We start from the raw sequence: 23,991 nt of genomic DNA, 5'->3' as shown, positions 1-23,991 counted from the left end.
TGTAAGTATCTTTCATCGTTGCTCGCATCAATTAAAATAAATTAATCGTCAGTTAAAATTAAGTATACAGGTAAATTAAATTCTGTCTTTATTGGTGTGCTATCTTTAATGGCTGCCTTCATTCTTGGCAGTCTGTCAAATACCATAGAGACTCTCCTTTCTAAGTATTTATGAGGTGCTTTTATTGAAATAATATTTGCATTTCCTTTTTCATCAACTTCAAACTGTACGTTCACTGTTTTTCTACCGGGAGATAAGCCTAATGAATTGGCTGAAATATCTCTAATATTCAAATGCCTAGTAATATGTTTGTTTAATTCGCTGCTAAAACAGCTAGCATAGTCAAAACTTTTTTCGCATCCTGGAAAAATAGGTCCATGATTATCTTTTGTAGATAATTTTTGTTTAAAATTTAGCAAAGCATTTTCATATATTTTATCGTAATCATCACCTTTTTTAACAAAGATCAACTCTTTGTTAATTCCATCATATAAAGCAATTATACGTTCGGTGTCAATAGGAATATATTTAGTAAAAATTGTAGGATCAACAAGTTTATCGCCACGATCAAATTCAATAATTAATTTATATCCAGATTCTGGATTTTTAGGATATTTGAATCGAAATTCGCCTTTCTTATTAATTGTATTATACCTTTGGCTTGAAATCTTAAATATATTAAATCTAAATTTTTTTAAAGTATCACCTAAATTCAAAAAAACTCCCTTAACTTCTTTTGTTTTTTCTTTATCTAATTGTTTAAAAGCGTTTACTTCTTTATCGTATATGCTTTTGAAATCTTCGTCTTTATTAACTACTATTATTTTTTGCCAAAACTCAACTCCATTGTTTAATACAATTACATTTTTAGTTTTGTTTGTAATGCGACCATATTTCGAAACTACTAAATCTCCAACACTATTTTTAATATTTAAAGAATACGTTTTTCTTTTCTTTGGTACTTTAAATTTAAATTCGCCTTCTTCATTAATTTTTATATTTTCAAGTTTTTTATTATTTGCTAAAGTAGCAATATAACCATCATTTTGTTGTATATCTAAATTAATAAAAGTACCATTAATTTCCTTGGTGGCACTGCAACTGGCTATTAAACAAGTTATTGAAATTGTAATTAAAAATTTTAGGTATTTCATTTGTATATAATTTTATATATTCTCTAACCAACGTTTAGTGAAAGAAAAGTAGGATAGAGCATTAGTACTTAGCTATCCCAACGCTTCGGGATTTATTTTGCTTTAGTCTTTTACAGTATTAATACCTCCAGAAGCGTTGGGATAATAACTGGGAGGGCTTATTTGAAAGCACTAAACTTTGGGTTAGATTATGAACCCTTATTATTTTTACACTTTGTTAATAAAAGTTATTTTTTTTGACCATCAATTGTCCATCGAGTTAATCTCTTTATTGTTGACCCAAATTTTCGTTGAGAAATCATTACGGTTATTTCAGGTTCTTTATTCGCTTCTTTTTCTACACTTAAAGATGTACAATATGCTTTTTCAACATTTGTTTCTTTTTTAAATTCTTCAATAGATTTTGAAATTATTTTTCTTAGACTCTCCAAATTAATTTGTTTATCAGAAAATAGGAATGGTTTGTAAGTCTCGTATGTATTGGATAATTTTTGATCCATCATATCTCCCACTGAAATATCTACAATGTAATTACTCAATCTACCTTCATTATTTACAGTATATTCTACAATCCTGTCGGTATTACTTCCTTTTACTAAATTCATTGATAAAGAACTAGATATTTCATCTCGTTGTGGGTGTATTGAGCTGTTATAAGAAAACTCCATTACCTCAATATTGTCTTTTAAGTTAGGGTAGTGTGAATAAATATATTCAGTAAGTTTTTCGTAAGCCTTATCGTCTTCAATTACATCATTTGGTAATTTTACTTGATTACAAGCAGTTAATATTCCTAATAGTAGTCCAAATAATGTGATTTTTAATTTTTTCATAATTTATTTTAATTGCTGTTACCGTTGTTTTATATGGTTTGTTGTGCGTTTAAAGTGGCTAATCTAGTAAATAATTACTTACGCACAAAATCTGTTAGCCCCAACGGTTCGAGATTCGTAAACAACCAAGTACTAAGCATTACCACTGTAAAAATCCCGCTTAATATATGATGATTCTTATAGAAGTACTTTAGCTAAAAATTAATGGATTTTCACTTGTTTTTACCACAGGGCTTTGTTGTATGCTGTTTTAAAATTCTTCAACTAAGATTTTTTTAAACTCAAATGGAATTTTTGAAATCGACTCTTCATTTTCTATCATTAATTCTATCTTAATATTGTTTATTTTATTTGTGTCATAGATTTGATTAAAATCAAATCTATGACACATGTAATAAGTTATTCCATTTTCTTTATTTGTAATAATTATTTTACTTTTGAAAGGGTTTGGCGCAATTTCATTATTAAAAACACCTATTATTTTTTTATTCTTAGGGAATCTAATAGCATAAACCAATGCAATTTTTGAAAAATCTATAGGCTCACCATCAAAAGTCAAACTAGGAGGGAGTAGTTTTTTCATGTCATCTATGTCAACTAGTCCAAAGTACAGAGAGGACTCTTTAGTTAATATATTTTCTGGAATAAGATTTTCTCCAGTCTTTAATTCTTTATATCGCCCTAAATAAATATGTGAACTTTTCTCTTTTGAGGGTTGAAAGTACTCTATAACACCATTTATGTTTACGTATTTAAATTTTTCTTTATTTTCATAGTGTCTTAACATAAAATTTCCTGTAGAGTAATCTTTAAAATACCTGGAAACTTCTTTGAAAATTCTACCTTTATCATCTATTACAGAAATCGTGTCAATCTCTATTAAATGAAGTTTATTATTAGGCTTTTCCAAATTAAGTCTAACTTGGTAACCATTAAAGCCATTATAAACAAAAGTAAATTTCCCTAAATTTACTTCTTGGTTTTGGGCATAAATATTTACTGATACAATCAATAGTACAATCACTAATATTCTATTCATGTTATATGGTTTAAATTTTTATCGTTTTTTATATTTGACTGAAAATCAAGCGTTAGTAATTCTGTTTTTGAGTTAATTAAACCTTTGTGTAAAGTAATTATTTTCTTTCCCGAAAAAAGTGTAATTGCATACAACGTTTCGTGTATGGTTTAGTACGGGAATAGAAAGTCAGAAGACTTTTAATTTAGCACGAGGTAAAGCATTTTGTTTGCCTTTATTTTTTTCATTTTAAGAGCAAAAAAAGACCATTTCGCTGTCTTGTAATATTCTATTTGGCGGTCATTGCAAATAAAACACAAACTTTTGGGTTAAGCACTTATTAGCTATGTTTTATACACATTGTTAGCCGTTGTACTTTTCCATCTCGTAATTCAATGTCTTCTCCACTCCTGGCCATTCTTGTTCAGTTATTGAAAAAACTACAGTGTCTCTACAACTACCATCGGCATTTAATCTATGATTTCTTAAAACCCCGTCTTGCTTTGCTCCAAGTCTGGCAATTGCCTTTCTTGAAGGTAAATTGTGCCAATTTGTTAAAAATTGTACAGCAATACAGTTTAAGTCATCAAAGGCATATTTTAACATAAGATATTTACATTCCGTATTTACTCCAGTCCGTTGATTCTTTTTCGCGTACCAAGTATAGCCGATTTCCAATCTCCTGTGTTCCGGTTGAATATTATAATATCTTGTAGAACCAATTATATTTCCATTTTTTTTGTCTAACACCACAAACGGAAACTCAGCCCCATTTTGTTTTTGAATTAGGGCGTGGTCAATATAATTATCGATATTTTTTTCTGAAGGAACCGAAGTAAACCACATTTCCCATAATTTTCCATCCGTTGCCGCTTTTAAAAGTCCAATCTTATGTGATTTCTCTAATGGAATCAATTTCACTTTTTTGCCTTCTAGTTCTATTTTTTCAATCCAATTTCCCATTTTTATTATGTTTTTTTGGTATAATGACAACGGTTTTATGTATGGTTAGTTGCGTGTTTTAAGCAACTAATTTAGTAAATAATTACCGAGTGAAAAAGTCAGAAAGGACTTTCGTAAATAGGCTAGAACAAGCAATTACTTATAGCCATTGTTGTGCATTGTTATTTATTCAATACTTCTTTTATTTTATCTAAATCAACTTGTGGGTTTCCAATAAACAAAACTTGATTTTCGTTATTCAATATAACTAACCTTGGGTAAGTTCCTTTATTATTAAAAACTTTCAGTAGCTTTTCAGTCGCATAACCGTGAGACCAATTCATTTCTTTTTTCTCAATCATTTTTTTTAACTTACTTATATTTCTATCATCGGCGTTGATTGAGAAAATTGATAGATTATCTTCATAAGTTTTTTTTAACTCTTTAATTTTTTCATTTGCAAGTAAGCAAGGTACGCACCAAGTTCCCCAAAACTCTACAATTGTATATTTCTTTTGTTTAGTAATATCATAAAGTTTAATAAGGTCATTTTCGAAAACATTTCTGAATGCAAAATTGTCAACTTGATTTCCAACTTTTATTGATTTGTCAGATAATTTTTGGTTTTCATCAATAGGACTATATTTTGTTTTAATATCAACTATTAAATGTTTTCCCAAAATATTTTTGAAATTAGATATATTTATTTTGTTAATTGACTGAGCCTCAAAATCTATATTCCCACCTCCATTTAAATGTTTAGTTCTTTTTAGTACTAAAAACCCATTAATAATTAAGTCTGGGTATTCTAATTCTGAATTTTCTAATTTTACTTTTGAAATCCAAATTTTATTCCAGCCATTTTTAGATTTTGAAATCCACGCTTCACATTCCTCTCCTATTATTTTTTGGTCTTCAGTAGAAATTCTTTCGTAATTATTAATTTTACGATATTTTGATGTAATATATGGGTTATTCCATTTAGTTTTTTTTCCAGAGTTTAAATCAAGTCTATCGTTTATATTAGAATTCCTAATATACATTGTTTTTGAAGGACCAATTTTTTTCGGAAACTGTTCAACCAATATGGTGTCCTTATTTATGATTACAATTTCCTTTTCGGCTGTAAGAATACGCTCTGAAATTTCACTATCCATTTTGCTGTAAAATTTAGAATACTTGAGGCTATCTTTTATGTTGTCAAAATAAAGTTTTCCACTGAATTCAATTTCAAAAGCCGAATTGTTTTGAGCGTAAATAAAACAACTTAATAGTAAAAATGTTATAGTTTGAATTTTCTTCATAATGTTTTTCATAATGATGCACAACGTCTCGGCTATGGTTAGTACGGAAATTAAAAGTAATTAATTTTCGATTAAGCCCTTAACCAAAGCTTTTATATTTTGTTTTAAAGCCAAATCAAAAGATTTGGTGGATTCGGTTAAAACAACTAAGTCTTTAAATATAGTACTTTTGCCTTATTTGTTACAGGCATTGTTATAACAAGTTGTAACACATAAAAGTAAGCACGTACTGACCATATTCCTCCCGATTAAAATTACGACTGCGCAAACTCACAGGAAAGTCCATTTAGATTCCCTCTGCTTGAATAAGAATTCAGTATCTTTTAATTATATCTGATTATTTTCCAATTAATGTCACAGGAATAGTGAAAGAGGTTGCAGTTGGTATATTATTTTGTTTATTCGGAATCATTTGAGGAAACTTCTTAAAAGCTTTTTTAATTTTTCTATCAATTTTCTTGTGTTCAGAGTCCGTAATTGTTTCTGAAATATTACCTTCTCTATCAATTTTAATAGTAACTCTTATTTTGTATTTACCCTTTATTCCCTCTTTTATAGCTAATTTACTATCGATATTTTTACCTATATATTCATAGATCTTTTGGTACGTGCATTTTTCTCTTGCAGTTTTCCCACCTATTTTTTCACAACCAAAAAAAATTGCCTGTTCTTCTGAAACCGCAAAAATAGTTTCTTCTGATTTTTTTTCCTGTCCAAAGGCAGTAAGACAACATATCAATAAAGTAGTTGTGAGTAGTTTTTTCATTTTGTTGATTTTTAAGGTTTAAAGTTCAGAGTTGGTTTTTTTTCAGCTTGGCCATAACGGTTTTGTATATGGAAAGTTGCGTGAAAATAAGCGGTTACTTTTTGGTCTAGCACTTAGCCAAAACTTTTTATTTTGTTTTAAAGCCAAAAAAGACCATTTCGCTGTCGTGTAATATTCTATTTGGCGGTCTTAGTAAATAAACAACAGCTTTTGGATTAAGTGCTAATCACCCAATTTGCTATATATAGTGTTAGCAAATGTTATTTATTTGAGCTCATAATTTCTTTAATTATTTGTGCAGCATAATTATCAAACTTCTTTTTAATTCTTTTTTCTTCACTCATTAAGTCCTTTTTAGAAACTAAACTGTCGTAATTTAGATTAATCACTTTTTTTAAAAGTTTATTATTATTAAAATAAAAATGATTTTCAGTTATTGAATCATTAGAAATGGTTTCCTTTTCTATTACTAGTTTTAAATTGCTGTCCTTTAAATAGAATTCGGAAATTTTTACTAAGCCTTTTAAGTTTTTAGTAACTTCCATTTTTCTAAGTTGCCCATTAAGTAAAAAAGCGGTTATATTTTCATTTGGGTCAATTTGACCCTTAATTTTATATATCTGATTTGAATTCCATTTGACAGAACTGATATTCTCATATTCAGATATTATACTTATTATTTCTGATTCAGCCTTTTCTTTATAGGATATGCTTTTTATTTCTGGTTTTATCTCACTAATTACAGGGGCTATCTTTTTTTGATTATTTTCATTTTTACAAGAAGTGAAAAGAATTGAAAAAGTCAGAATGAATAATATTTTGTTTTTCATTTTTTTATATTAATTATTTTTTTTGTTCTTTTTTATATTTGCTAACGGTTTAGAATATGGTTTGTTGCGTGGTTTAAGCACTAAATTTAGTAAATAATTACCGAGTAAAAAAGTCAGAAACGACTTTCGTAAATAGGGTAGAAGTAGCAATTAATTTTATGAGTTGTTGTGCTTAGTTTTATTCTTCGTAATATTCTTTTATTATAATTTTCTTGCCTTTGGTTAGTTTTTTCAATTCACTTAAAATATAATATCTGTGCATAAATCCACAGAGAACAACAATTCGTTTGCCATTGTTCTGTTCAGAAATCGTCATTATATTTTTTGCCATTGTTTTATTTCTTAAATCCCAAAAATCACAAGCTAACTGAAACCCATCTCGGTAACTTATTTTTTCTCCATTTGGTTTGGTATGAAAGCGATTTGAGAACTCATCTCTTACATTTGTAATTTTCGATAACATTTTATATTGATAATACTGTCTTTCTGCGCAAATACTATCCGTTGTGCTGTTGTTAAAATTTTCAGGTGATTTAGAAGCCAATATTATTAGTGGCTCCAAAAGAGATTCATATTTATTGTAAATTTTAGATTCAGCAGCAGTTAATAAATTAGCTTTATTTAAGCTATCCAATAATTTTGTTGTAAAACCGTCTGTTGGGCGTGAACCAATATTTAATCGGTATTCATTTCTGCCTTCAAACTCATAAGGTCTTAATTTTGTCTTGGAATATTTTTTAAAATATTTTTCTGATGCTATAGCTTCATTGCTTGTTGATACATTTTTGTATCTAAAATCAGAAGTAAAGAATGAAGAATCTACTTCTCGTAATATAAAATCAGGTTTTACTTCTTCTAGTATATTAAAGAGAATCTCTGAATTAAAATTAGATTCTGGTTTATGAAGTGTTCCAATAACAATTATTTCAGTTGACTTTTCAGTTTTACAAGATAAAATTGTTATTAAAATAAGTACTATTAGTATTGGTTTATTCATTTTTTAATTGGGAACAACATTTTTGTGTATGTTAGTTGCGTGGTTTAAGCACTAAATTTAGCAAATAAAAACTAGATAAAATTTCAACGCTTTAGGATTTGTAAGTAGGATAGAACTAGCAATTACTTATAGCCATTATTCTGCTTTCTTTTTTTTATTCGGTTAACAATTTCAAATCCCAAATAATCTTTCAGTTTCGGAAATTTGCACCTATAATATTCATTCCAATAGCTTATCATTCTACTTTCAGTCTGTTGCCAATATTTAGGATTTTCATCTATAAAATCAACGTAATAATCCAGAGTGTTTTTGTTTATTTTTTTTTCAATAACTGGAAGCAATTCATAAACATATTCACCAATTAATTGAATTATGAATGGAACAGTCCACTTTTCTGAATTATCAGATATTAAATTCAGTCGTTTTTCTCTTAAATATCCATTGTGATGACGTAAATAAATACAATTTAAAATGTCTTTTTGTTTGTCAGTCAAAGATTTCTCTAATTCTGGATTTGGTTCATTAAAATAAAGTCTAGAAGGAATTATTAGAGTTTCGTTGTTAAATTCAATATTCAATTCCAATTCGTGAATTAGATTGTCAACCTTATGAGTTTGGCCATCACATAATTTAACTAGATTCTTATCTAATGGTAAAATTTTCAAAACTTCATTCAAGTCCGAATACAATTCTTTTGGAAACGATTTTTTTAATCTTTCCTCGTATTCAGACTTAATATTTCGCTTAAATATCATTACCATTTCGGTTATCTCAAATCACAAAAAATGTTCATTATAAGAATTGTAGGGCAGGTGGTAAGTACTATCGTTTCGGTTTATTACTTAGCTAAATATAAATATTTTGCTTTTATCTTTTCTTTGATTTAAAAGCCAAATTAAAAATTTGGCGGACTTTCTAAATATACATAAACCTTTCGGTTAAGCACTTATTAGCTATGTTTTATACACCGTGTTGTATGTAGTTTATTTCATTTCAGAAATATATTTTTTGTCAATAATTTCGTTTCCATTATTTAGTAATAACCCATCCATATAATTTGCTAATTCTAAGAGTTTTTCGAGGTGTTTTTTTGTAATTTTTTTCATAAAAGTCGTGGAAATAATTCCATATTCTTTATTAAATGAAATAACAATTACATAATAATTATTTCTTGAATTAAATTCCGCTAAAGCCTTTTTTTTATTATAACCTTCCTTAACCTTTTCTATCATAGATGTAGGTATCCTATCAAGATTGGCTAATGTTAATTTTCCTTGTTTAGTATTTTTGGACCAAGTAAAATAATCACTATTATTATCAATGAAGCGGACCCATTTTTCATATTCCAATTTGGAAGTTATCTGTGAGATACTACTAAAAGTTTCTAAGGCAATATTTGGGTCTTTTATTTCCATTCTTTAATTACATATAACGTTGTTATATAAGATTAGTTGCGTGGTTTAAACAATGAAGTTAGTAAATAAAACACGAACCAAGAAAATCCGCGAGGATTTTTGTAAGTAGGCTATAACTAGCAATGAATTATATAAGGTTTTAGCCCTAGTTGTTGTTCAGAGCGAATAATAATTCGTCCATTTTTTTTAATCGGCTAGATAATTTATCTATTGTGTTCTGGTTATCAATTAAACTTCTGGTGGGATGCGCAATTCTTTTTCTGATTTCATTTATGCTGTTAAATTTTTTCCATTCTTTCTTGGTTAAACCTAATTTCTCAAAAAGTTTTACTTCGTTAAAGATGTTGAAAAAGTCTACAAAATAAAAATGCTCAGTAATTGTATTTTCCAAATCTAAACTAAGTAGTTTGTCGTAAAGCTCTAAAATACCTTTGTATTTATCCTCTTCGTTTTCTGGATTGACTTTTTGCTCAATCCAATTAATTATTTCTTTTTGCTCAAGATTATCTAGTAAAAACTCATCTAAACTTCTTTCTAAATCACATAATCTTTGAAAAATATAGATTTGAACTTGGCGACAATTTAAGTTTCCAATAGTAATTAAACCAGCAATTTCTTTTTGAAAAGTTAGGAAATAAAATGTTCTTTTTTCGGAACAGAAATTATTAATTACTGTTCTAATATTTGTTGTTAGTTCTAAAGTGTCCGAAAATGTTATTTTATGTCGCTCAATATTGCTAAAATCGTTCGGTTTGCTTGTGATAAAATACTCTTTAACCTCGTTATTTAAAACAATAGGAATTAAGTCAAACCTATTACTTTGCATTATAGCAATATAATTATCTGTTTCAATATCTCTTCCAGTAGCACAAGCCCATCGTCTTTTGCTAATACCAACTGAAGCAGCTGTTATATTAACTTTTCCATCATCTTTAAAATAGAGTTCATCAATCATTTTCGAAGTTTGTTTTCAATTAGGGTTAACGTGTTTGTATAAGATTAGTTGCGTGGTTTAGCAACTAATTTAGTAAACTTTTACGAACCTGGGAATATTCCAGATGAGGAGAGGCAAAGCAATTAATTATACACGGTGTTGGCAAATCGTATTTATTTCCACCACTTTATGTACAATTTAGATGTTTCTATTTTATTTCCTGATTTCTTTAAATTACACGATTCACACAATAATTGCATATTAGTTGGGTCATTTGCTCCAAATTGATTTAATGGAACTATATGGTCATAATGTTGTTTTGTATCAACTGCAATTAGTCCAGTTAAGTCTCTACTGCATTTAGTACACCTTCCTTTGTCTCTCAAAAAGACTGCTTTCTTTACCCATTGTGGAATATATTTCCGTTTTAATTTTCCGCTTGTATTTAAATTCTCTTTTGGAAATGTTGTATCATAAACATTTTTAGCGACTAATTGATTAAATTTCAAGAGCAACATTCTGTTCCCAAAAAGGATGTAAAAAACGTCATCTGCGATTTTGTTAAATAATTCTCTGAATTTTATTTCATTATTATTCCACCAATCTTTTAATTTTTGATCTAAATCATCTCCTTCGTAAGTTTCAAAATCGATTTTCTCGTCTAAGTATTCAAAATTCACATTATATGAAATAGAAAGCTCTCTAACGTATTCAAAGAAGCCAGCATCATCAATATAAAAATCTGTACTTTTTCTGATGTCATAATTGTAGTGATTCCAAATAGTTGTTTCAATGTAGAGGTGAAGTAAAGTTTCTTTTTTAAAACTAATCGCTCGTTCAATGAAATATTCTTCTGGATAATTCCAAAAGTTTTCTTCGGAAAATATAGAAGATTCAACCATACTCGCAAAGTGATAAATGTTATTGAAGTGTAGTTCGTCCATATGTTTGCTAACGTTAAGTGTATGGTGTCGTAGCTAGCCCGCAGGGTAGCTATGCACTATACACCTTGTTGTGTACAGTTATTTTTTTTCTAAGAATTTTTCGATCATTTTATTCGTCCCTTCTTCTGTGTAGTAACTTTTTGATTTAACTTTGGTTTTTTCAGATGTCTGCTCAATAAAGAAGTCAAAATGTTCAATAGCTAAGTCGCAAATCTTCGTCATTATATTATCAAATTTGGTTTTTGATTCTGCCAAGTTTTTGATTCCGGTAATAATCTTATTAGGAACATTTTTCTTGTAAATATCCACTTTTGTATGGAATTCGTTATCTATTGATATAAAAAGTAATAATAGGAAATGGTGTCTTAAACTTAATAGATATGGATACTTCGACCTTAAGAATCTATCCAAATAGTTAAAGGCAAGTGAAGAAATGTAATATGACCTTAAATCTTGTTTTGTTTGACCATTATTTTTTGTTCCTAAGAAATCTTTTTGTTTCAGCATTTCTCTTTCAAAACCGCCATATCCAACAGTTAATCTATGCGGAGCAATACCGAAAGATGAATAATAGCTTCTAAATAAATCGGTAGTTTGAATTTTATAGGCATTTCCAACTTCAGGATACTGGTTAGACAATCTTTCATAATGTAACCTATCTCCACTTCTAACTTCATTGTTAAACATACCTTGTATGGCTTTAGCTTCATCAGTAATTGAAATAAGCTGAATTGTTTTTACATCATTTGCTGTATTTGCAGTTTCAGTTATAAGAGCTCTTAAATCAGTGTTTCCAGTGATAATAATTTTAACAGGGATATTCACAGTTTTTAAGTATTCACCTGTGTGTGTATTTTCTTTAACCCATTCATATATTATATTAGATGTTTGGCATCCGTTAATAATTGAAAATGCTTTTATTTCTAGGTTTCCGTTTTGAGGGTTAAAATGCTTGGAATGAGCGGTAATTGTAATACCGTTATGTAGAAGATGGAAAATATCATCATTTACTGATAAACTATTAAATATCTTACTGTTAACACTATCTTCTCCGCCAAAACCTTCGAAATATCGAATATTATCAAAGAATACGTCATCTAGACCACCATCTTCTGAGCTAATAAGATCATTAACTTCATTTAGGTTGAGATAACCAATGAAGCACGTAGCTTTTTCATTAGTTATCTCTATAAAACGATCTTTTAGGTTTTTAACTGGATAATCACGCTGGTTTGGTGCTAGTATTCCTTCAAGTTTTTCTAGATATTCTTGACCTGATTTTATTTCGATATCTACATTTGAAAAAATGATTGACTTTAAATCCTTTTTTTGCTTGGCAATTGCAGTACTCCATTGGATATTAGAAATTGTCCTTTCAAGAGTTCTGTTGTCTTTGTTTATAGCACATATTTTTACAACTAACTCTAGGTTATGTTCTTTTTCGCAAACCTTTTCAAACAGAAACTTGACTGATTGTACTTGCTTATTAGAGTGCAAGTCAGATGGTTCTTCATTAAAAATATCATACACAGCATCGCAAACACCTTTGAACTTATCTAATTCTATTTTTGATGATTTTGATTGAATGAATATAAATTTTGCATCAACTTTAGAAGATTCATCAATTATTTCGATAATTCGATTTTTCCAATCTATAAAGAAGTCTGTTTCATTTTTTTCAGGAAAACCAATAAATTGATTATTTAGCACAAGATATATACCATCAATTCCTCTCATATCTCCAGTAGAAATTGATTTTATTTCCTCGCTATCAATTACTTTTTGTAAAGTGTAATATTCAATCGAGTTTACGAAATACTCATATTTTAAAGCTTTACGATGGGCTTCGGATTCAGAATTATTACCTAGAACAGAATAATCTATATCAGGAAAGTGATTATTTATAAATGTTTCAATTTTTTGATCTATGCTTGCCATATTTGTTTTTTGCAATTGTACACAACGTCTCGTATATGAAATGTAGCGCTGAAAATAAGCCATAAATTTCGGATAATACACAAGCCGGATTTTTAAATTTTACTAATTATTTTATTTTTGGGAATTTGTCAAATTTAAAAATTTGGCGACTTTCCAAAAACACCCAAGCCTTAGTGTTAGCAATGACTTGCGCTATTTTTTATATACATTGTTATGCATAGTTATTTTTCGTGATTATAAAAAGTTTCGATTATTCCATTTGTATTTATATGAATCTCATAATAATCCCCATTGAATCTTATTAGTCTATCTCCAAATCGGCTAAATCTTTTATCAGGATGATTATTAAAGTGACTGTTTATATCATCTTCTAAGAGATGAAGGCAAGAATTAATTAAATCCTTAATATTTGATAATTCATATGGTATCCTACTCTTTGCTACATTATTTTTGCCAATGTTGCAAACCTTGCAATGTCTGAAAACAACGTGCATAAATCCTTTAAAATCTAAAACAATTTTTGGCTTTGTTCCGTAAAGCACAATTTCATCCTCATATCTAACACCAATTTGAATTAAGCCAGCATAAAGTCCTAAGTGTTCTTTAATTTCAGATGGTTTCTTTGGGTCAATTCCTGCTTTAATAAATTCGTAACCAACAATTTTCTTCGCAAATTCAAACTTGTCTTTGAGGACTTGGTCAGAATAATTTTTTGATTCACCAATATCAAATGAAATATCCTCTACAAGAAAATTAAATTCAGCTTTTCTTTTCTCAACAATCTCGTTATGGATATAATTAGGTTCTGTTTCCTTGATACTTAAAACTTTTTGAATTGCTGACATTTTCAATTTTTCAAAATCAACTAAATGGTCGTTGCTATCAATTCTTCTTTTGAATAAATTATAAAGCATTTTTAGACCTGATTGTTCATCCAAATCATTCGGAACTCTTATTGGTATTGGTTCATTTAGCTTCTTTTTTTTCTTATTGAAGTAAGTTGGATTATGCTTATAAGCATAATAGCTGATGTTTAAAATATCTGTATTATCAAATCCTTCTGTAAAAAGTGATTTAACTTTCTCTTCTGATAATTTATCTTTTAGTAAAGTTGTAAATAAAACTTTTCCGTCAGTTTCATATTTTACTCCTGAGTTTAGTTTAATTTTTAATAGTCTTCTTTCCTTTTTTGTGTAATATAGAATACCTGTAATCATTTTACCATATTTCACATAACCATTTGAATTTTGTTTAAAAATTATAGTAATTGTAAAATCATATTGACCTGCTTCAAAATATAATCTTTCTCTTGACCATTTTCTGAGGTTTTCGGGTTTAATTATTTGATTGGACTTTCCATTTTTTAGCCTAGTCTTTCCATAAGAATTTTTAGTTCTTTTTCCCTTTCTAGTTTTTTTATCTCCTTTCCCCATTCTCAGTTCAGTTCTCTAATTATGCATAACTAGTGTATAAACTCAAATCATTGCGTTTATTCCGCCAATATGGCTGTGTAAACGCACATATTGCCTTTCTAGTTGTTTGTTTGGTTGCTATTTTTCTCACAATTTAAAACTATTTTATGTACTGCAATTACGGAAATGTGTAATTGGCTCCATTTTATGTATAAAATGCACTAGAAAATGCTTATTTACAATAATATTTTAGGTTGCTTGTGTCGTTTTTAAACGACTACAAACATTTACAACCGAAAGTAAGCGCTTTGTACCCGACTAAAATTTGCTGGTGCCCATAAGTTTGCAGTGCCATTGCAATAGTGCTTTGGTAGTATTAACTGTTAAACATTAAAACACACAAATTATGAACGCACTTAAAAACAGAGTACAGTTGATTGGGAACCTTGGTAACGACCCAGAAATTATGAACTTAGATGGCGGTAAAAAATTGGCACGCTTTTCTGTAGCTACTAACGAGACTTACAAAAATGCTGCTGGCGAAAAAGTAACAGATACCCAATGGCACAATGTTGTTGCTTGGGGTAAAACCGCAGAAATTGTAGAAAAATATATTACCAAAGGAAAAGAAATTGCTTTAGAGGGCAAGTTGGTTAGCAGGTCTTACGAGACTAAAGAAGGAGAAAAAAAATACATTACAGAGGTTAATTGTAACGAGATTTTAATGCTTGGTAAAGGATAAAATATACCAAACACTAACCAAAATTTAAAAGGCTTTCTATACTGGTTTAGAAAGCCTTTTTTGTATTATATATTTTTGTGTAATGCTAGTTGTATGCGTTTACGGGCAACATCTACCTCTAATACTTTTACTAGTATTTGTTGGTGTAGACTTACGTGCTCATTAACATCTTTTACAAAAGTATCTGCCAAGTTAGATATGTGTATTAAACCACTTTCTTTAATACCAACATCTACAAAGCAACCAAAATTGGTAATGTTGTTTACTATGCCAGGTAGTAGTTGTCCTGGGCTTAAATCTGTAATAGACCGTATGTTTTGGTTAAAAGAAAACACTTTGGCTTTTTCTCTAATGTCTAAACCTGGTTTTTCTAGCTCCTTAACAATGTCTTGCAATGTTGGTAAACCAACAGTATCTGTACAATAGTTTTGCAGGTTTACTTTTTGCAGTACTTCTTTATTACCAATTAACTCTTGTATGCTAACTTTAGCATCTTTAGTTATTTGTTGTACTATGCTGTAACTTTCTGGGTGTACGGCAGAATCATCTAACGGGTTTTTAGCATTTTTTATACGTAAAAAAGCTGCGCCTTGCTCGTAAGCTTTGCCGCCCAAACGTGGTACTTTTTTTATGGCTGTTCTGCTTGTAAAAGCACCATTTTCGTTTCTGTAGTTTACTATGTTTTCTGCTAATTTTGGTCCAATACCAGACACATAACTTAATAAAGATGTGCTTGCGGTGTTTATATTTACACCAACCGAGTTTACACAACTCTCTACAACGGTATCTAAAGATTGTTTTAGTTTGCTTTGGTCTACATCATGTTGGTATTGCCCAACACCAATAGATTTGGCATCTATTTTTACCAATTCTGCTAACGGGTCTGCTAGTCTACGACCAATAGAAACTGCACCACGTACGGTTACATCATAATCTGGAAACTCATCCCTAGCAATTTTTGATGCCGAGTATATAGATGCTCCTGCCTCGCTTACCACAAAAACCTCTACAGGGTTTTTAAAATGTATTTGTTTTACCAAATGCTCTGTTTCTCTAGATGCTGTACCGTTACCAATTGCTATGGCTTCAATTTTATAAGCATCTGTTAACGAGCTAATTTTTTTAATAGCTTCTGTGCTTTTGTTTTGTGGTGCATGCGGATAAATGGTTTCATTATGCAACAAATCTCCTTGCGCATCTAAACATACCAATTTGCAACCGGTTCTAAAGCCAGGATCTAAAGCTAAAATTCTTTTTTCGCCTAACGGAGAACCTAAAAGTAACTGCTTTAAATTTTTAGAGAAAACAGCTATTGCATCTGCATCTGCTTTTTCTTTTGCATTTTTTAAAAGCTCGTTAGACAAAGAGGGTAGTAGTAGTCTTTTGTAGGCATCTTGTATGGCTAGTTCTATTTGAGAGCTACACGCGTTGTTGCTTTTAATAATTCTACTTTCAATTTTGTCTAAAGCACGTTCTTTGTCTATTTCTATTTTAACACGAATAAAACCTTCTTTTTCGGCTCTTAAAATAGCAAGTAACCTGTGTGATGGGCAACGTTTTAAAGCCTCGCTCCAGTCAAAATAATCTCTAAACTTTTGCGCTTTTTCATCTTCTTTTTTAGTGCCAATTACTTTGGTAGCAATTAGGGCGTAATTTTCAAGCTGGTAACGTATGCCGTTTCTAATATCACTACGCTCATTAATCCATTCAGCAATAATATGTCTGGCTCCTTCTAAAGCCAAGTCTTCATTAATAATGGTTTCATTTAAGTATTTAGAGGCAGTGTATTCAATTTCATCATTACGCTGTGCCATTATTATTTTGGCCAATGGCTCTAGGCCATTTTTAATAGCGGTTTCTGCTTTTGTCTTGCGCTTCTTCTTGTAAGGCAAGTACATATCTTCTAAAGTAGTAAGGTTGTCTGTAGCAGCAATTTTAGTTTGGAGTTCTGTGGTTAAAACATTTTGCTCCTGTAAAGCTTTAAGTATTGCTGTTTTTCTTTTTTCTAAGGCTTCAAACTGTGCTTTATAAGTAACAATATCACCAATTTGAACCTCGTCTAAATTACCTGTTTTTTCTTTTCGGTATCTAGATATAAAAGGTATGGTGCAATCTTCATTTAAAAGCTCTATAGTATTTTTTACACTTAGTTCTGGTAACTGTGTGTGTTTAAGTATATATTTTATCATTAAAAAAGACCTTATAAAAATTAGTTTTATAAGGTCTCTAATATATTTAACTCAATTGATTTAATCGAATTTCTATGCTATAAATTTTCTAGTTTTCGCCAGACTGCATTTTAGCATCATTTATCATTTTCTCATTAGGTAAAATAGCAACGTTAACTCTTCTGTTTTTTGCTCTACCTTCTGCAGTAGAATTGTCGTTAGTTGGTTGTTCTTCACCAAACCATTGTGTAGTAAATCTACTAGCAGCAATACCTTTAGCTGTTAAGTATGATGTTACTGCGTTTGCTCTATTTTTAGATAATGTCATATTATAATCTGCAGCACCAGAACTATCTGTGTGGCCTACTACCAATATGTTAGTATCTGGATACTCTGTAAATACACTTGCTAATTTATCTAAAGATGTTTTAGAAGCACCGTTAATGTTGTATTTAGCTGTGTCAAAAAATACACCACTATTTTCATCAAAAGTTACAACAATACCATTGTCTACACGCTCTACTTGTGCACCAGGAATTTCGTTCTCAATTTTTTGAGCTTGCTTATCCATTCTGTTACCAATAAGTACACCAGCACCACCACCAACAACACCACCAATAACAGCACCTAACTCGCTATTACCTTTACCAACGTTGTTACCAATTATTGCTCCTAAAATTGCACCACCAGCAACACCTATTGCGCCACCTTTTTGTTTATTGTTTGCATTTTGTACCGCATCACAGCTTGTAAAATTTGCCATTAATAGTAATGCAAAAGCACCTAATGTTATTTTTTTTATTGTTGTTTTCATGTGTTTATTTTTAAAATTATTTAATAAGTAATGGGTTGTGTTTATTGCCAGTCTGCTTTTGTAAAATTCATTGTAATAGTAAATGGTTTACCATCTACAGATAATGTTTGTGTCCATGTCATGTTAGACTCTGTTAACAATGCCAATGATAATCTAAAACCAACATTGTTTTGGCTTTTTCCTTTTGCGTCTGTTGGCTTAATTAAAAAGTCATACAAACCTGTAGTTTCATCAATTTCCTGAATTGTAAAAATGAAATTACGTTCTCCTGTAGCACAATTTGCATTGTTTATGCTGTACTTACCTGTATTGTTGTTAGGTATAAAAGACCAAGAACTACCGTTAAAACAATCCTTAGATACATCATTTAAAAGTGTAACGTTGTATTCGCCAGCTTCACTATAAGTAATGTTGCTAAGTGTCCATTCTCCTTTAATTACTTTTTTTGATGTTCTTACTGTTTTTGATGCTCCGCAAGAAACTAAACTTACTGCAAGTAGTAGTACTATTAACTGTTTCATAATATTTATTTGTTTTATGTATATACGAAATAACTCAATTATTAGACCACAGTGTAACTCATTTGCATAAAATAATGATGCAAATAATTTTGTAGTCCAAATATGATGTAAAGATACTGGAAGTAGTGTTAATTAGGTGTAAATAAAAATGAAAATTAGATAAAGTGCATAGGTTTATGCCACTTTTTTAAGCAAATCAAAACAAGGACATTTTTTACATCGCTTGCTTTCAGACTTTTTGTATTTGCTACAGCATTTGCTTTTTACCTTACCGGCTACTTTAGGAGTATCCTTTAGTAATTTTTTTAATGCTTTTTTTTCTTTTTTCTTGTCCTTCTTTTTGCCCATAACTACTTATGCCTAAAAATAGTAAGGCAAAAGTAGTTATTTTAAATTAATCTAAATAAGATTATTATGTTAAACTTATTGTGGGTTTTCTGTAGAGGCGGTAGATACTGTTATTTGCTGTATATCTCTATCAAATAAGTACAGGCCACCTTTATCATCTCCAATAAGGTTTATTTTATCTAAAATAGTGCGTGCCATAGCTTCTTCTTCTATTTGCTCAGATACGTACCATTGTAAAAAGTTATGTGTAGCATAGTCTTTTTCTTGTAAACTAATATGTACTAGTTCGTTAATACTGTTAGATACAAAAACTTCGTGCTCAAATAATTTTTCAAACATTTCTTTAAAAGAAGAAAAAGTAACGTTTGGTGCAGCAAGCTCAGATATTTGTGCGTGTCCGCCACGTTCATTAACAAACTTAATAAGCTTAAGCATATGGTCTCTTTCTTCGTTAGACTGGTCGTACATAAAACCAGCAACGCCTTCTAAACCTTTAACCTCTGCCCAACAAGCCATTGCTAAATAAATTTGAGAAGATTCTGCTTCTATTTTTATCTGGTTGTTAAGTGCTTTTTCTATATTTTTTGATAACATAATTTTCTGCTTTTTATAAAATTACAAATTAATTAATTGTTTCTCCACTATTTACACCATCTTCATCTGGATTTACAAAAACTAATTTGCCGTCTGCATTCTCTGTCATCAAAATCATTCCTTCACTATCTACACCACGTAATGCTCTTGGTGCTAAGTTTACAAGTACAGTTACTTTTTTACCTACAATTTCTTCAGGAGTAAAGCTTTCTGCAATACCAGAAACTATAGTACGTGTATCTAAACCAGTATCTACCTTTAAAACCAATAACTTTTTAGCTTTTGGCATTTTCTCAGCTTCTACTATAGTACCAACACGCATATCTAACTTTGTAAAATCGTCAAAAGTAATGGTGTCTTTTTGTGGAGTAACCTCTTTATTCATTTGTAGGTTTGCTTTTTTTGTAGCTTCTAATTTTGCTAGTTGAGCTTCAATTTCTTTGTCTTCAACTTTTCTAAACAATAACTCTGCTTTGTTAATTGTATGTCCGGCTGGTAATAATACATCTAAGGTAGAAACTGTGTTCCATTCTACAGTTGTATCTGCCGCAGCTACATTTAAAATATTTTTAAGTTTTGTTGATGTAAACGGTAAAAAAGGTTCACTTAAAACGGCTAATGCAGATGCTATTTGTAGCGCAACATACATTATGGTTTTTACACGTTCTTCATCTTGTTTTATTACTTTCCAAGGTTCTTCATCTGCTAAATACTTGTTACCAAGTCTAGCTAAATTCATTAATTCTTGTCCGGCTTCTCTAAATCTATATCGTTCTAAAGAGCTAGAAATTATGCTTGGGTATTTTTTAACCTCTTCTAAAGTAGCTTTATCAACGTCTGTAAATGCAGCAGGTGTTGGTAAAACACCATTGTAATATTTGTTTGTTAATACCACAACTCTATTTATAAAGTTACCAAAAATGGCAACCAACTCGTTGTTATTACGTGCCTGAAAATCTTTCCAAGTAAAATCGTTATCCTTAGTTTCTGGTGCATTTGCAGTTAATGTATAACGCAACACATCTTGCATATCAGGAAAATCTTCTAAATACTCATGCAACCAAACGGCCCAGTTTTTAGAGGTTGATAATTTATTACCTTCTAAGTTTAAGAATTCGTTTGCAGGTACATTTTCAGGTAAAATAAAATCTCCGTGTGCTTTTAACATACTAGGAAAAATAATACAGTGAAATACTATATTGTCTTTACCAATAAAATGAAGCATTTTTGTATTCTCGTCTTTCCAGTATGGCTCCCAGTCTTTGCCCTCGCGAGCAGCCCACTCCTTTGTAGATGATATGTAACCAATAGGAGCATCAAACCAAACGTAAAGTACTTTGCCTTCTCCGCCAGGTACCGGAACAGGAATTCCCCAGTCTAAATCTCTTGTTACTGCACGTGGTTTTAAACCGTCATCAATCCAAGATTTACATTGTCCGTAAACGTTAGGTTTCCAATCGTTTTTGTGTCCTTCTAAAATCCATTCTTTTAAAAAGTCTTCGTATCTATCTAAAGGTAAAAACCAGTGTTTTGTTTCTTTTAATGTTGGTACAGCACCAGATATTGTAGATTTTGGGTTTATTAGCTCGGTAGCATTTAAGGTAGATCCGCAATTTTCGCACTGGTCACCATAAGCCTCTTCATGACCACATTTTGGGCACGTACCAATTACAAACCTATCTGCTAAAAATTGCTTAGCTTCTGCATCATACAATTGTTCTGTAGTTTCTTCTATAAAGTCACCCTTGTCATATAAGTTTTTAAAAAACTCAGAAGCTGTATCATGGTGTACTTGTGCAGATGTACGCGAGTAATTATCAAACGTAATACCAAAATCTAAAAAAGATTGTTTAATAATTGCGTGGTACTTATCTATAACTTCTTTAGGTGTAATACCTTCTTTTTTGGCTTTCATAGAAATGGCAACACCGTGCTCATCACTACCACATACAAATGCAACATCTTTATTTGTGCCTCTTAAATAACGTGCATAAATATCTGCAGGTACATATACACCTGCCAAATGGCCAATATGTATTGGTCCGTTTGTATAGGGTAATGCTGCTGTAATTGTATATCTGCTTGGTGTTTTAGTTTCTTGTGCCATTAAAATTGAATTAAGCTGCAAAAATACATTTTTAGCCAGCAGTACTAAAGAAAAAGATTGAAATAAATGTAAAGGTTGATGCCCTTAATACTTAAAAATAGTTGTGATACACCGATTAATTAAAATATAAGACGTACTTTTTAGTTGTAATAGTATAAAATGTAATCATATGAGTGGCAAACCAGTACACAAAGATATTTTAAAATCTGTTGATTTAGATAAATTAAAAGATGTTCCTAAAAATGAAGAAGATGTAACTAGAGTATATAAAAATAAAAACTCTAGAGTTAAAAAAGAGCTCGACTTTAAAACAAAAAAGAGCAATACTAAACTGACATAAAAAAGCACCTAAAATTAAAATAATAGGTGCTTTTGAGTAACAATTAATTGTAATGTAAACTGATTAAGATACCATTACAGATTTGCTCATTTTCTGATTTTGAACACTTATTCTGTAAATATATTTACCAGTAGCAAGGTTTACAGGTATGCGTTCTCTTATGTTAATTTCTTGATCTCCTTCTGTAGTCATAGCGTTGTACACTGTTCCTAAGTTTTGACCTAAAATATTATATAACTGTATGTCTACGTGTGCAGTAAAAGGCATTTCTAAATGTATAGAAGGGTTTCCTTTTGTTGGGTAATATGGTTTGTGTACAATAACATTTTCCGGTATTGGTTCAGGTTCTGTTGGGTCAGTAGGGTCAGTGCCACCATCTCCAGGTCCTGGTAAAACAGGATTTTCATCATCTATAGCAATATCTGGAAAATCTTCTCCGCTACAATTAAAACCTAAGTTTACAGGTACGTAAGGACGACCTAAAAGATGTTGTTCTACTAAATTTCTTGGTACACATAGCCATTCTGCTAAAACAGTACCGTAAAGATCTCTAAAGTCCATTGTGTACTCTAAGTTTCCTCTTTCATTAGGATCTTCTAATGAAGGATGATCACCAACAAAAGCACTACCGTTTAATCCTGATCCAAAAAATAAAGTAGGACTAGCTTTACCGTGATCTGTACCGTTAGATCCGTTTTCATATATTCTACGTCCAAACTCAGAGAAGGTCATACTTAAAACCTTATCATCTTGATCTGTACAGGCTAAGTCTTGATAAAAATCGCTTACTGCAACAGATAAGTTGGTCATTAGTCGTTCATGTGCTAATGGTTGATTACCGTGTGTGTCAAAACCACCCATAGAAATCATATATACTTTTGTACCTAAATTTCCTTTAATAAGTTTAGCTAGTACAGCTAATTGTTTAGCAAAACTATTGTCTTGGTATTCTATGCCACAACCTAAGGCTTCACCACGTTTGTAAGCCTCGTGTATTGTTCCAGAATACTCATAAGTTGTATTTGCAACGCCTCTTAAAAACTTAAGTTGATCGTCATACATACAACCATCAAAAAGAGCTGGATCTAAGGCAAAATTATCACCTGTTTCTGCAATTTTCTCTAATTGATTAATATTACTAGTTACAAAGGCATAATTTGTTTCTTCACCTTCAAATACCAAGCTTCCGTATTGTCCTATTTGTATAGCTGCTGGTGCAGGTGGTGGACTCATAAGATAATCAGGAAAACACTCTTCAAAGTGTCTACCCATCCAACCAGTTCTTGTTCCTGTAAATCCAGTAGTATTTAAGTCTGTATTAGCAAAAATATCTGAACCTGTAAAGTGAGAAAGACTTTGTCCTTCATAACCAACGCCGTGTACAGCCTTAAATTGGCCTTCTCCCCACATACGCTCTAAAGGCGCCATATAAGAAGGAACTCCAAAATTATCAGTTAATTTTAATACTTTACTTTCTGGTATATATATGTTTGGTCTTGCGTTAGCATATGTGTCATATTGCTCTATAGGTATAACGGTACTTAAGCCATCATTACCACCTGCAAGTCTAATTAATATTAATATTTTTCCGTCTGCTTCTGCATCAGCTATAGCAGTAGCTAAAGGTGATGTAGCCGAAGCATTAAGTACATTACTACCTAGTAGCATAGATCCAGAACCAACCATACCCATAGCTTGTAAAAAAGAACGTCTGTTCCATTTTTTATGCTCTAAGTCATGAGCCTCTTTGTCTGCATGTTGTACTTTAGAATTTGTATCGCACATAGTAAGTGGTTATTTTAATTGAAATTCTGGTTGTCTAATAATGTGTAGTAGTAGTTGGTATACCTGAACATCTGCTCCAGGATTG

Annotated in this window: 22 protein-coding genes; 2 read left to right on the top strand and 20 right to left on the bottom strand. The window is 30.6% G+C overall.

The genetic code is table 11. From position 1 onward, the window contains the following. Positions 1–41 precede the first annotated feature (41 nt). From ABJD66_RS10530 to ABJD66_RS10465, 14 genes are all read right to left on the bottom strand, one after another. Positions 42–1,154, bottom strand: a complete 1,113-nt coding sequence (locus tag ABJD66_RS10530; protein ID WP_348131228.1) for a hypothetical protein — start codon at positions 1,152–1,154, stop codon at positions 42–44. Positions 1,155–1,381: 227 nt separating this feature from the next. Beyond that, complete coding sequence (locus tag ABJD66_RS10525; protein ID WP_348131225.1) at positions 1,382–1,987, bottom strand: hypothetical protein; 606 nt, start codon at positions 1,985–1,987, stop codon at positions 1,382–1,384. A 250-nt stretch (positions 1,988–2,237) separates the two neighbouring features. After that, entirely contained in the window at positions 2,238–3,026 is a 789-nt protein-coding gene (locus ABJD66_RS10520; RefSeq protein ID WP_348131222.1) for a hypothetical protein, read from the bottom strand. A 342-nt stretch (positions 3,027–3,368) separates the two neighbouring features. Continuing rightward, the gene (locus tag ABJD66_RS10515) at positions 3,369–3,968 is read right to left on the bottom strand and encodes a GNAT family protein (RefSeq protein ID WP_348131219.1); all 600 of its coding nucleotides are present in this window, start codon (positions 3,966–3,968) and stop codon (positions 3,369–3,371) included. 161 nt (positions 3,969–4,129) lie between these two features. Then, positions 4,130–5,251 carry a TlpA disulfide reductase family protein gene (locus ABJD66_RS10510; RefSeq protein ID WP_348131216.1) on the bottom strand — a complete coding sequence of 374 codons (1,122 nt, stop codon included), beginning with the start codon at positions 5,249–5,251 and terminating at the stop codon, positions 4,130–4,132. Positions 5,252–5,588: 337 nt separating this feature from the next. Next, a complete protein-coding gene (locus ABJD66_RS10505) occupies positions 5,589–6,017 on the bottom strand; it encodes an energy transducer TonB (protein ID WP_348131213.1) in 429 nt (142 codons plus the stop codon). 260 nt (positions 6,018–6,277) lie between these two features. Beyond that, positions 6,278–6,847: a hypothetical protein gene (locus ABJD66_RS10500; RefSeq protein WP_348131210.1), complete on the bottom strand. Its 570-nt coding sequence runs from the start codon at positions 6,845–6,847 to the stop codon at positions 6,278–6,280. Positions 6,848–7,025: 178 nt separating this feature from the next. Then, entirely contained in the window at positions 7,026–7,844 is an 819-nt protein-coding gene (locus ABJD66_RS10495) for a hypothetical protein (RefSeq protein ID WP_348131207.1), read from the bottom strand. A gap of 122 nt (positions 7,845–7,966) precedes the next feature. Then, the gene (locus tag ABJD66_RS10490; RefSeq protein ID WP_348131205.1) at positions 7,967–8,599 is read right to left on the bottom strand and encodes a hypothetical protein; all 633 of its coding nucleotides are present in this window, start codon (positions 8,597–8,599) and stop codon (positions 7,967–7,969) included. 228 nt (positions 8,600–8,827) lie between these two features. Then, positions 8,828–9,259, bottom strand: a complete 432-nt coding sequence (locus ABJD66_RS10485; protein WP_348131202.1) for a hypothetical protein — start codon at positions 9,257–9,259, stop codon at positions 8,828–8,830. A 145-nt stretch (positions 9,260–9,404) separates the two neighbouring features. Further along, positions 9,405–10,214, bottom strand: a complete 810-nt coding sequence (locus ABJD66_RS10480; RefSeq protein WP_348131199.1) for a hypothetical protein — start codon at positions 10,212–10,214, stop codon at positions 9,405–9,407. Positions 10,215–10,366: 152 nt separating this feature from the next. Continuing rightward, complete coding sequence (locus tag ABJD66_RS10475; RefSeq protein WP_348131196.1) at positions 10,367–11,137, bottom strand: HNH endonuclease signature motif containing protein; 771 nt, start codon at positions 11,135–11,137, stop codon at positions 10,367–10,369. Positions 11,138–11,215: 78 nt separating this feature from the next. Next, positions 11,216–13,075: an AIPR family protein gene (locus ABJD66_RS10470; RefSeq protein ID WP_348131193.1), complete on the bottom strand. Its 1,860-nt coding sequence runs from the start codon at positions 13,073–13,075 to the stop codon at positions 11,216–11,218. Positions 13,076–13,296: 221 nt separating this feature from the next. Continuing rightward, positions 13,297–14,508 (bottom strand): 30S ribosomal protein THX, encoded by a 1,212-nt coding sequence (locus ABJD66_RS10465; RefSeq protein WP_348131190.1) that lies wholly within the window; start codon positions 14,506–14,508, stop codon positions 13,297–13,299. A gap of 385 nt (positions 14,509–14,893) precedes the next feature. Between ABJD66_RS10465 and ssb the strand changes: the two genes are divergently transcribed. Beyond that, the gene (gene ssb, locus ABJD66_RS10460) at positions 14,894–15,229 is read left to right on the top strand and encodes a single-stranded DNA-binding protein (protein WP_303540296.1); all 336 of its coding nucleotides are present in this window, start codon (positions 14,894–14,896) and stop codon (positions 15,227–15,229) included. A gap of 65 nt (positions 15,230–15,294) precedes the next feature. On the opposite strand, the gene ABJD66_RS10455 is transcribed toward ssb, so the two are convergent. The 5 genes from ABJD66_RS10455 to metG form a co-directional block, all read right to left on the bottom strand. Beyond that, positions 15,295–17,418: a Tex family protein gene (locus ABJD66_RS10455; RefSeq protein ID WP_348131186.1), complete on the bottom strand. Its 2,124-nt coding sequence runs from the start codon at positions 17,416–17,418 to the stop codon at positions 15,295–15,297. 88 nt (positions 17,419–17,506) lie between these two features. Next, positions 17,507–18,211: an OmpA family protein gene (locus tag ABJD66_RS10450; RefSeq protein ID WP_100894026.1), complete on the bottom strand. Its 705-nt coding sequence runs from the start codon at positions 18,209–18,211 to the stop codon at positions 17,507–17,509. A 41-nt stretch (positions 18,212–18,252) separates the two neighbouring features. After that, the gene (locus ABJD66_RS10445; RefSeq protein ID WP_100894025.1) at positions 18,253–18,732 is read right to left on the bottom strand and encodes a lipocalin family protein; all 480 of its coding nucleotides are present in this window, start codon (positions 18,730–18,732) and stop codon (positions 18,253–18,255) included. A 423-nt stretch (positions 18,733–19,155) separates the two neighbouring features. Next, the gene (locus ABJD66_RS10440) at positions 19,156–19,674 is read right to left on the bottom strand and encodes a ferritin (protein ID WP_100894024.1); all 519 of its coding nucleotides are present in this window, start codon (positions 19,672–19,674) and stop codon (positions 19,156–19,158) included. A gap of 28 nt (positions 19,675–19,702) precedes the next feature. Then, positions 19,703–21,781, bottom strand: coding sequence for a methionine--tRNA ligase (gene metG, locus ABJD66_RS10435; protein WP_348131325.1), 2,079 nt, complete (start codon positions 21,779–21,781; stop codon positions 19,703–19,705). Positions 21,782–21,950: 169 nt separating this feature from the next. Between metG and ABJD66_RS10430 the strand changes: the two genes are divergently transcribed. Continuing rightward, positions 21,951–22,121, top strand: coding sequence for a hypothetical protein (locus tag ABJD66_RS10430; protein WP_157811061.1), 171 nt, complete (start codon positions 21,951–21,953; stop codon positions 22,119–22,121). A 63-nt stretch (positions 22,122–22,184) separates the two neighbouring features. On the opposite strand, the gene ABJD66_RS10425 is transcribed toward ABJD66_RS10430, so the two are convergent. Beyond that, positions 22,185–23,906 (bottom strand): DUF1501 domain-containing protein, encoded by a 1,722-nt coding sequence (locus tag ABJD66_RS10425; protein WP_348131181.1) that lies wholly within the window; start codon positions 23,904–23,906, stop codon positions 22,185–22,187. Between the last annotated feature and the right edge of the window lie 85 nt (positions 23,907–23,991).

Origin of the sequence: Cellulophaga sp. (genome assembly GCF_039943695.1) — a bacterium.
Taxonomy (GTDB): Bacteria; Bacteroidota; Bacteroidia; order Flavobacteriales; family Flavobacteriaceae; genus Cellulophaga.
The sequence above is the reverse complement of the archived record's forward strand: the minus strand, read 5'-3'. Positions and strand labels throughout refer to the sequence as shown.

Excerpts from the sequence above, each read along its gene's own strand:
- ABJD66_RS10530 (WP_348131228.1), bottom strand. The coding sequence starts at position 1,154 with ATGAAATACCTAAAATTTTTAATTACAATTTCAATAACTTGTTTAATA.
- ABJD66_RS10525 (WP_348131225.1), bottom strand. The coding sequence starts at position 1,987 with ATGAAAAAATTAAAAATCACATTATTTGGACTACTATTAGGAATATTA.
- ABJD66_RS10520 (WP_348131222.1), bottom strand. The coding sequence starts at position 3,026 with ATGAATAGAATATTAGTGATTGTACTATTGATTGTATCAGTAAATATT.
- ABJD66_RS10515 (WP_348131219.1), bottom strand. The coding sequence starts at position 3,968 with ATGGGAAATTGGATTGAAAAAATAGAACTAGAAGGCAAAAAAGTGAAA.
- ABJD66_RS10510 (WP_348131216.1), bottom strand. The coding sequence starts at position 5,251 with ATGAAGAAAATTCAAACTATAACATTTTTACTATTAAGTTGTTTTATT.
- ABJD66_RS10505 (WP_348131213.1), bottom strand. The coding sequence starts at position 6,017 with ATGAAAAAACTACTCACAACTACTTTATTGATATGTTGTCTTACTGCC.
- ABJD66_RS10500 (WP_348131210.1), bottom strand. The coding sequence starts at position 6,847 with ATGAAAAACAAAATATTATTCATTCTGACTTTTTCAATTCTTTTCACT.
- ABJD66_RS10495 (WP_348131207.1), bottom strand. The coding sequence starts at position 7,844 with ATGAATAAACCAATACTAATAGTACTTATTTTAATAACAATTTTATCT.
- ABJD66_RS10490 (WP_348131205.1), bottom strand. The coding sequence starts at position 8,599 with ATGATATTTAAGCGAAATATTAAGTCTGAATACGAGGAAAGATTAAAA.
- ABJD66_RS10485 (WP_348131202.1), bottom strand. The coding sequence starts at position 9,259 with ATGGAAATAAAAGACCCAAATATTGCCTTAGAAACTTTTAGTAGTATC.
- ABJD66_RS10480 (WP_348131199.1), bottom strand. The coding sequence starts at position 10,214 with ATGATTGATGAACTCTATTTTAAAGATGATGGAAAAGTTAATATAACA.
- ABJD66_RS10475 (WP_348131196.1), bottom strand. The coding sequence starts at position 11,137 with ATGGACGAACTACACTTCAATAACATTTATCACTTTGCGAGTATGGTT.
- ABJD66_RS10470 (WP_348131193.1), bottom strand. The coding sequence starts at position 13,075 with ATGGCAAGCATAGATCAAAAAATTGAAACATTTATAAATAATCACTTT.
- ABJD66_RS10465 (WP_348131190.1), bottom strand. The coding sequence starts at position 14,508 with ATGGGGAAAGGAGATAAAAAAACTAGAAAGGGAAAAAGAACTAAAAAT.
- ssb (WP_303540296.1), top strand. The coding sequence starts at position 14,894 with ATGAACGCACTTAAAAACAGAGTACAGTTGATTGGGAACCTTGGTAAC.
- ABJD66_RS10455 (WP_348131186.1), bottom strand. The coding sequence starts at position 17,418 with ATGATAAAATATATACTTAAACACACACAGTTACCAGAACTAAGTGTA.
- ABJD66_RS10450 (WP_100894026.1), bottom strand. The coding sequence starts at position 18,211 with ATGAAAACAACAATAAAAAAAATAACATTAGGTGCTTTTGCATTACTA.
- ABJD66_RS10445 (WP_100894025.1), bottom strand. The coding sequence starts at position 18,732 with ATGAAACAGTTAATAGTACTACTACTTGCAGTAAGTTTAGTTTCTTGC.
- ABJD66_RS10440 (WP_100894024.1), bottom strand. The coding sequence starts at position 19,674 with ATGTTATCAAAAAATATAGAAAAAGCACTTAACAACCAGATAAAAATA.
- metG (WP_348131325.1), bottom strand. The coding sequence starts at position 21,781 with ATGGCACAAGAAACTAAAACACCAAGCAGATATACAATTACAGCAGCA.
- ABJD66_RS10430 (WP_157811061.1), top strand. The coding sequence starts at position 21,951 with ATGAGTGGCAAACCAGTACACAAAGATATTTTAAAATCTGTTGATTTA.
- ABJD66_RS10425 (WP_348131181.1), bottom strand. The coding sequence starts at position 23,906 with ATGTGCGATACAAATTCTAAAGTACAACATGCAGACAAAGAGGCTCAT.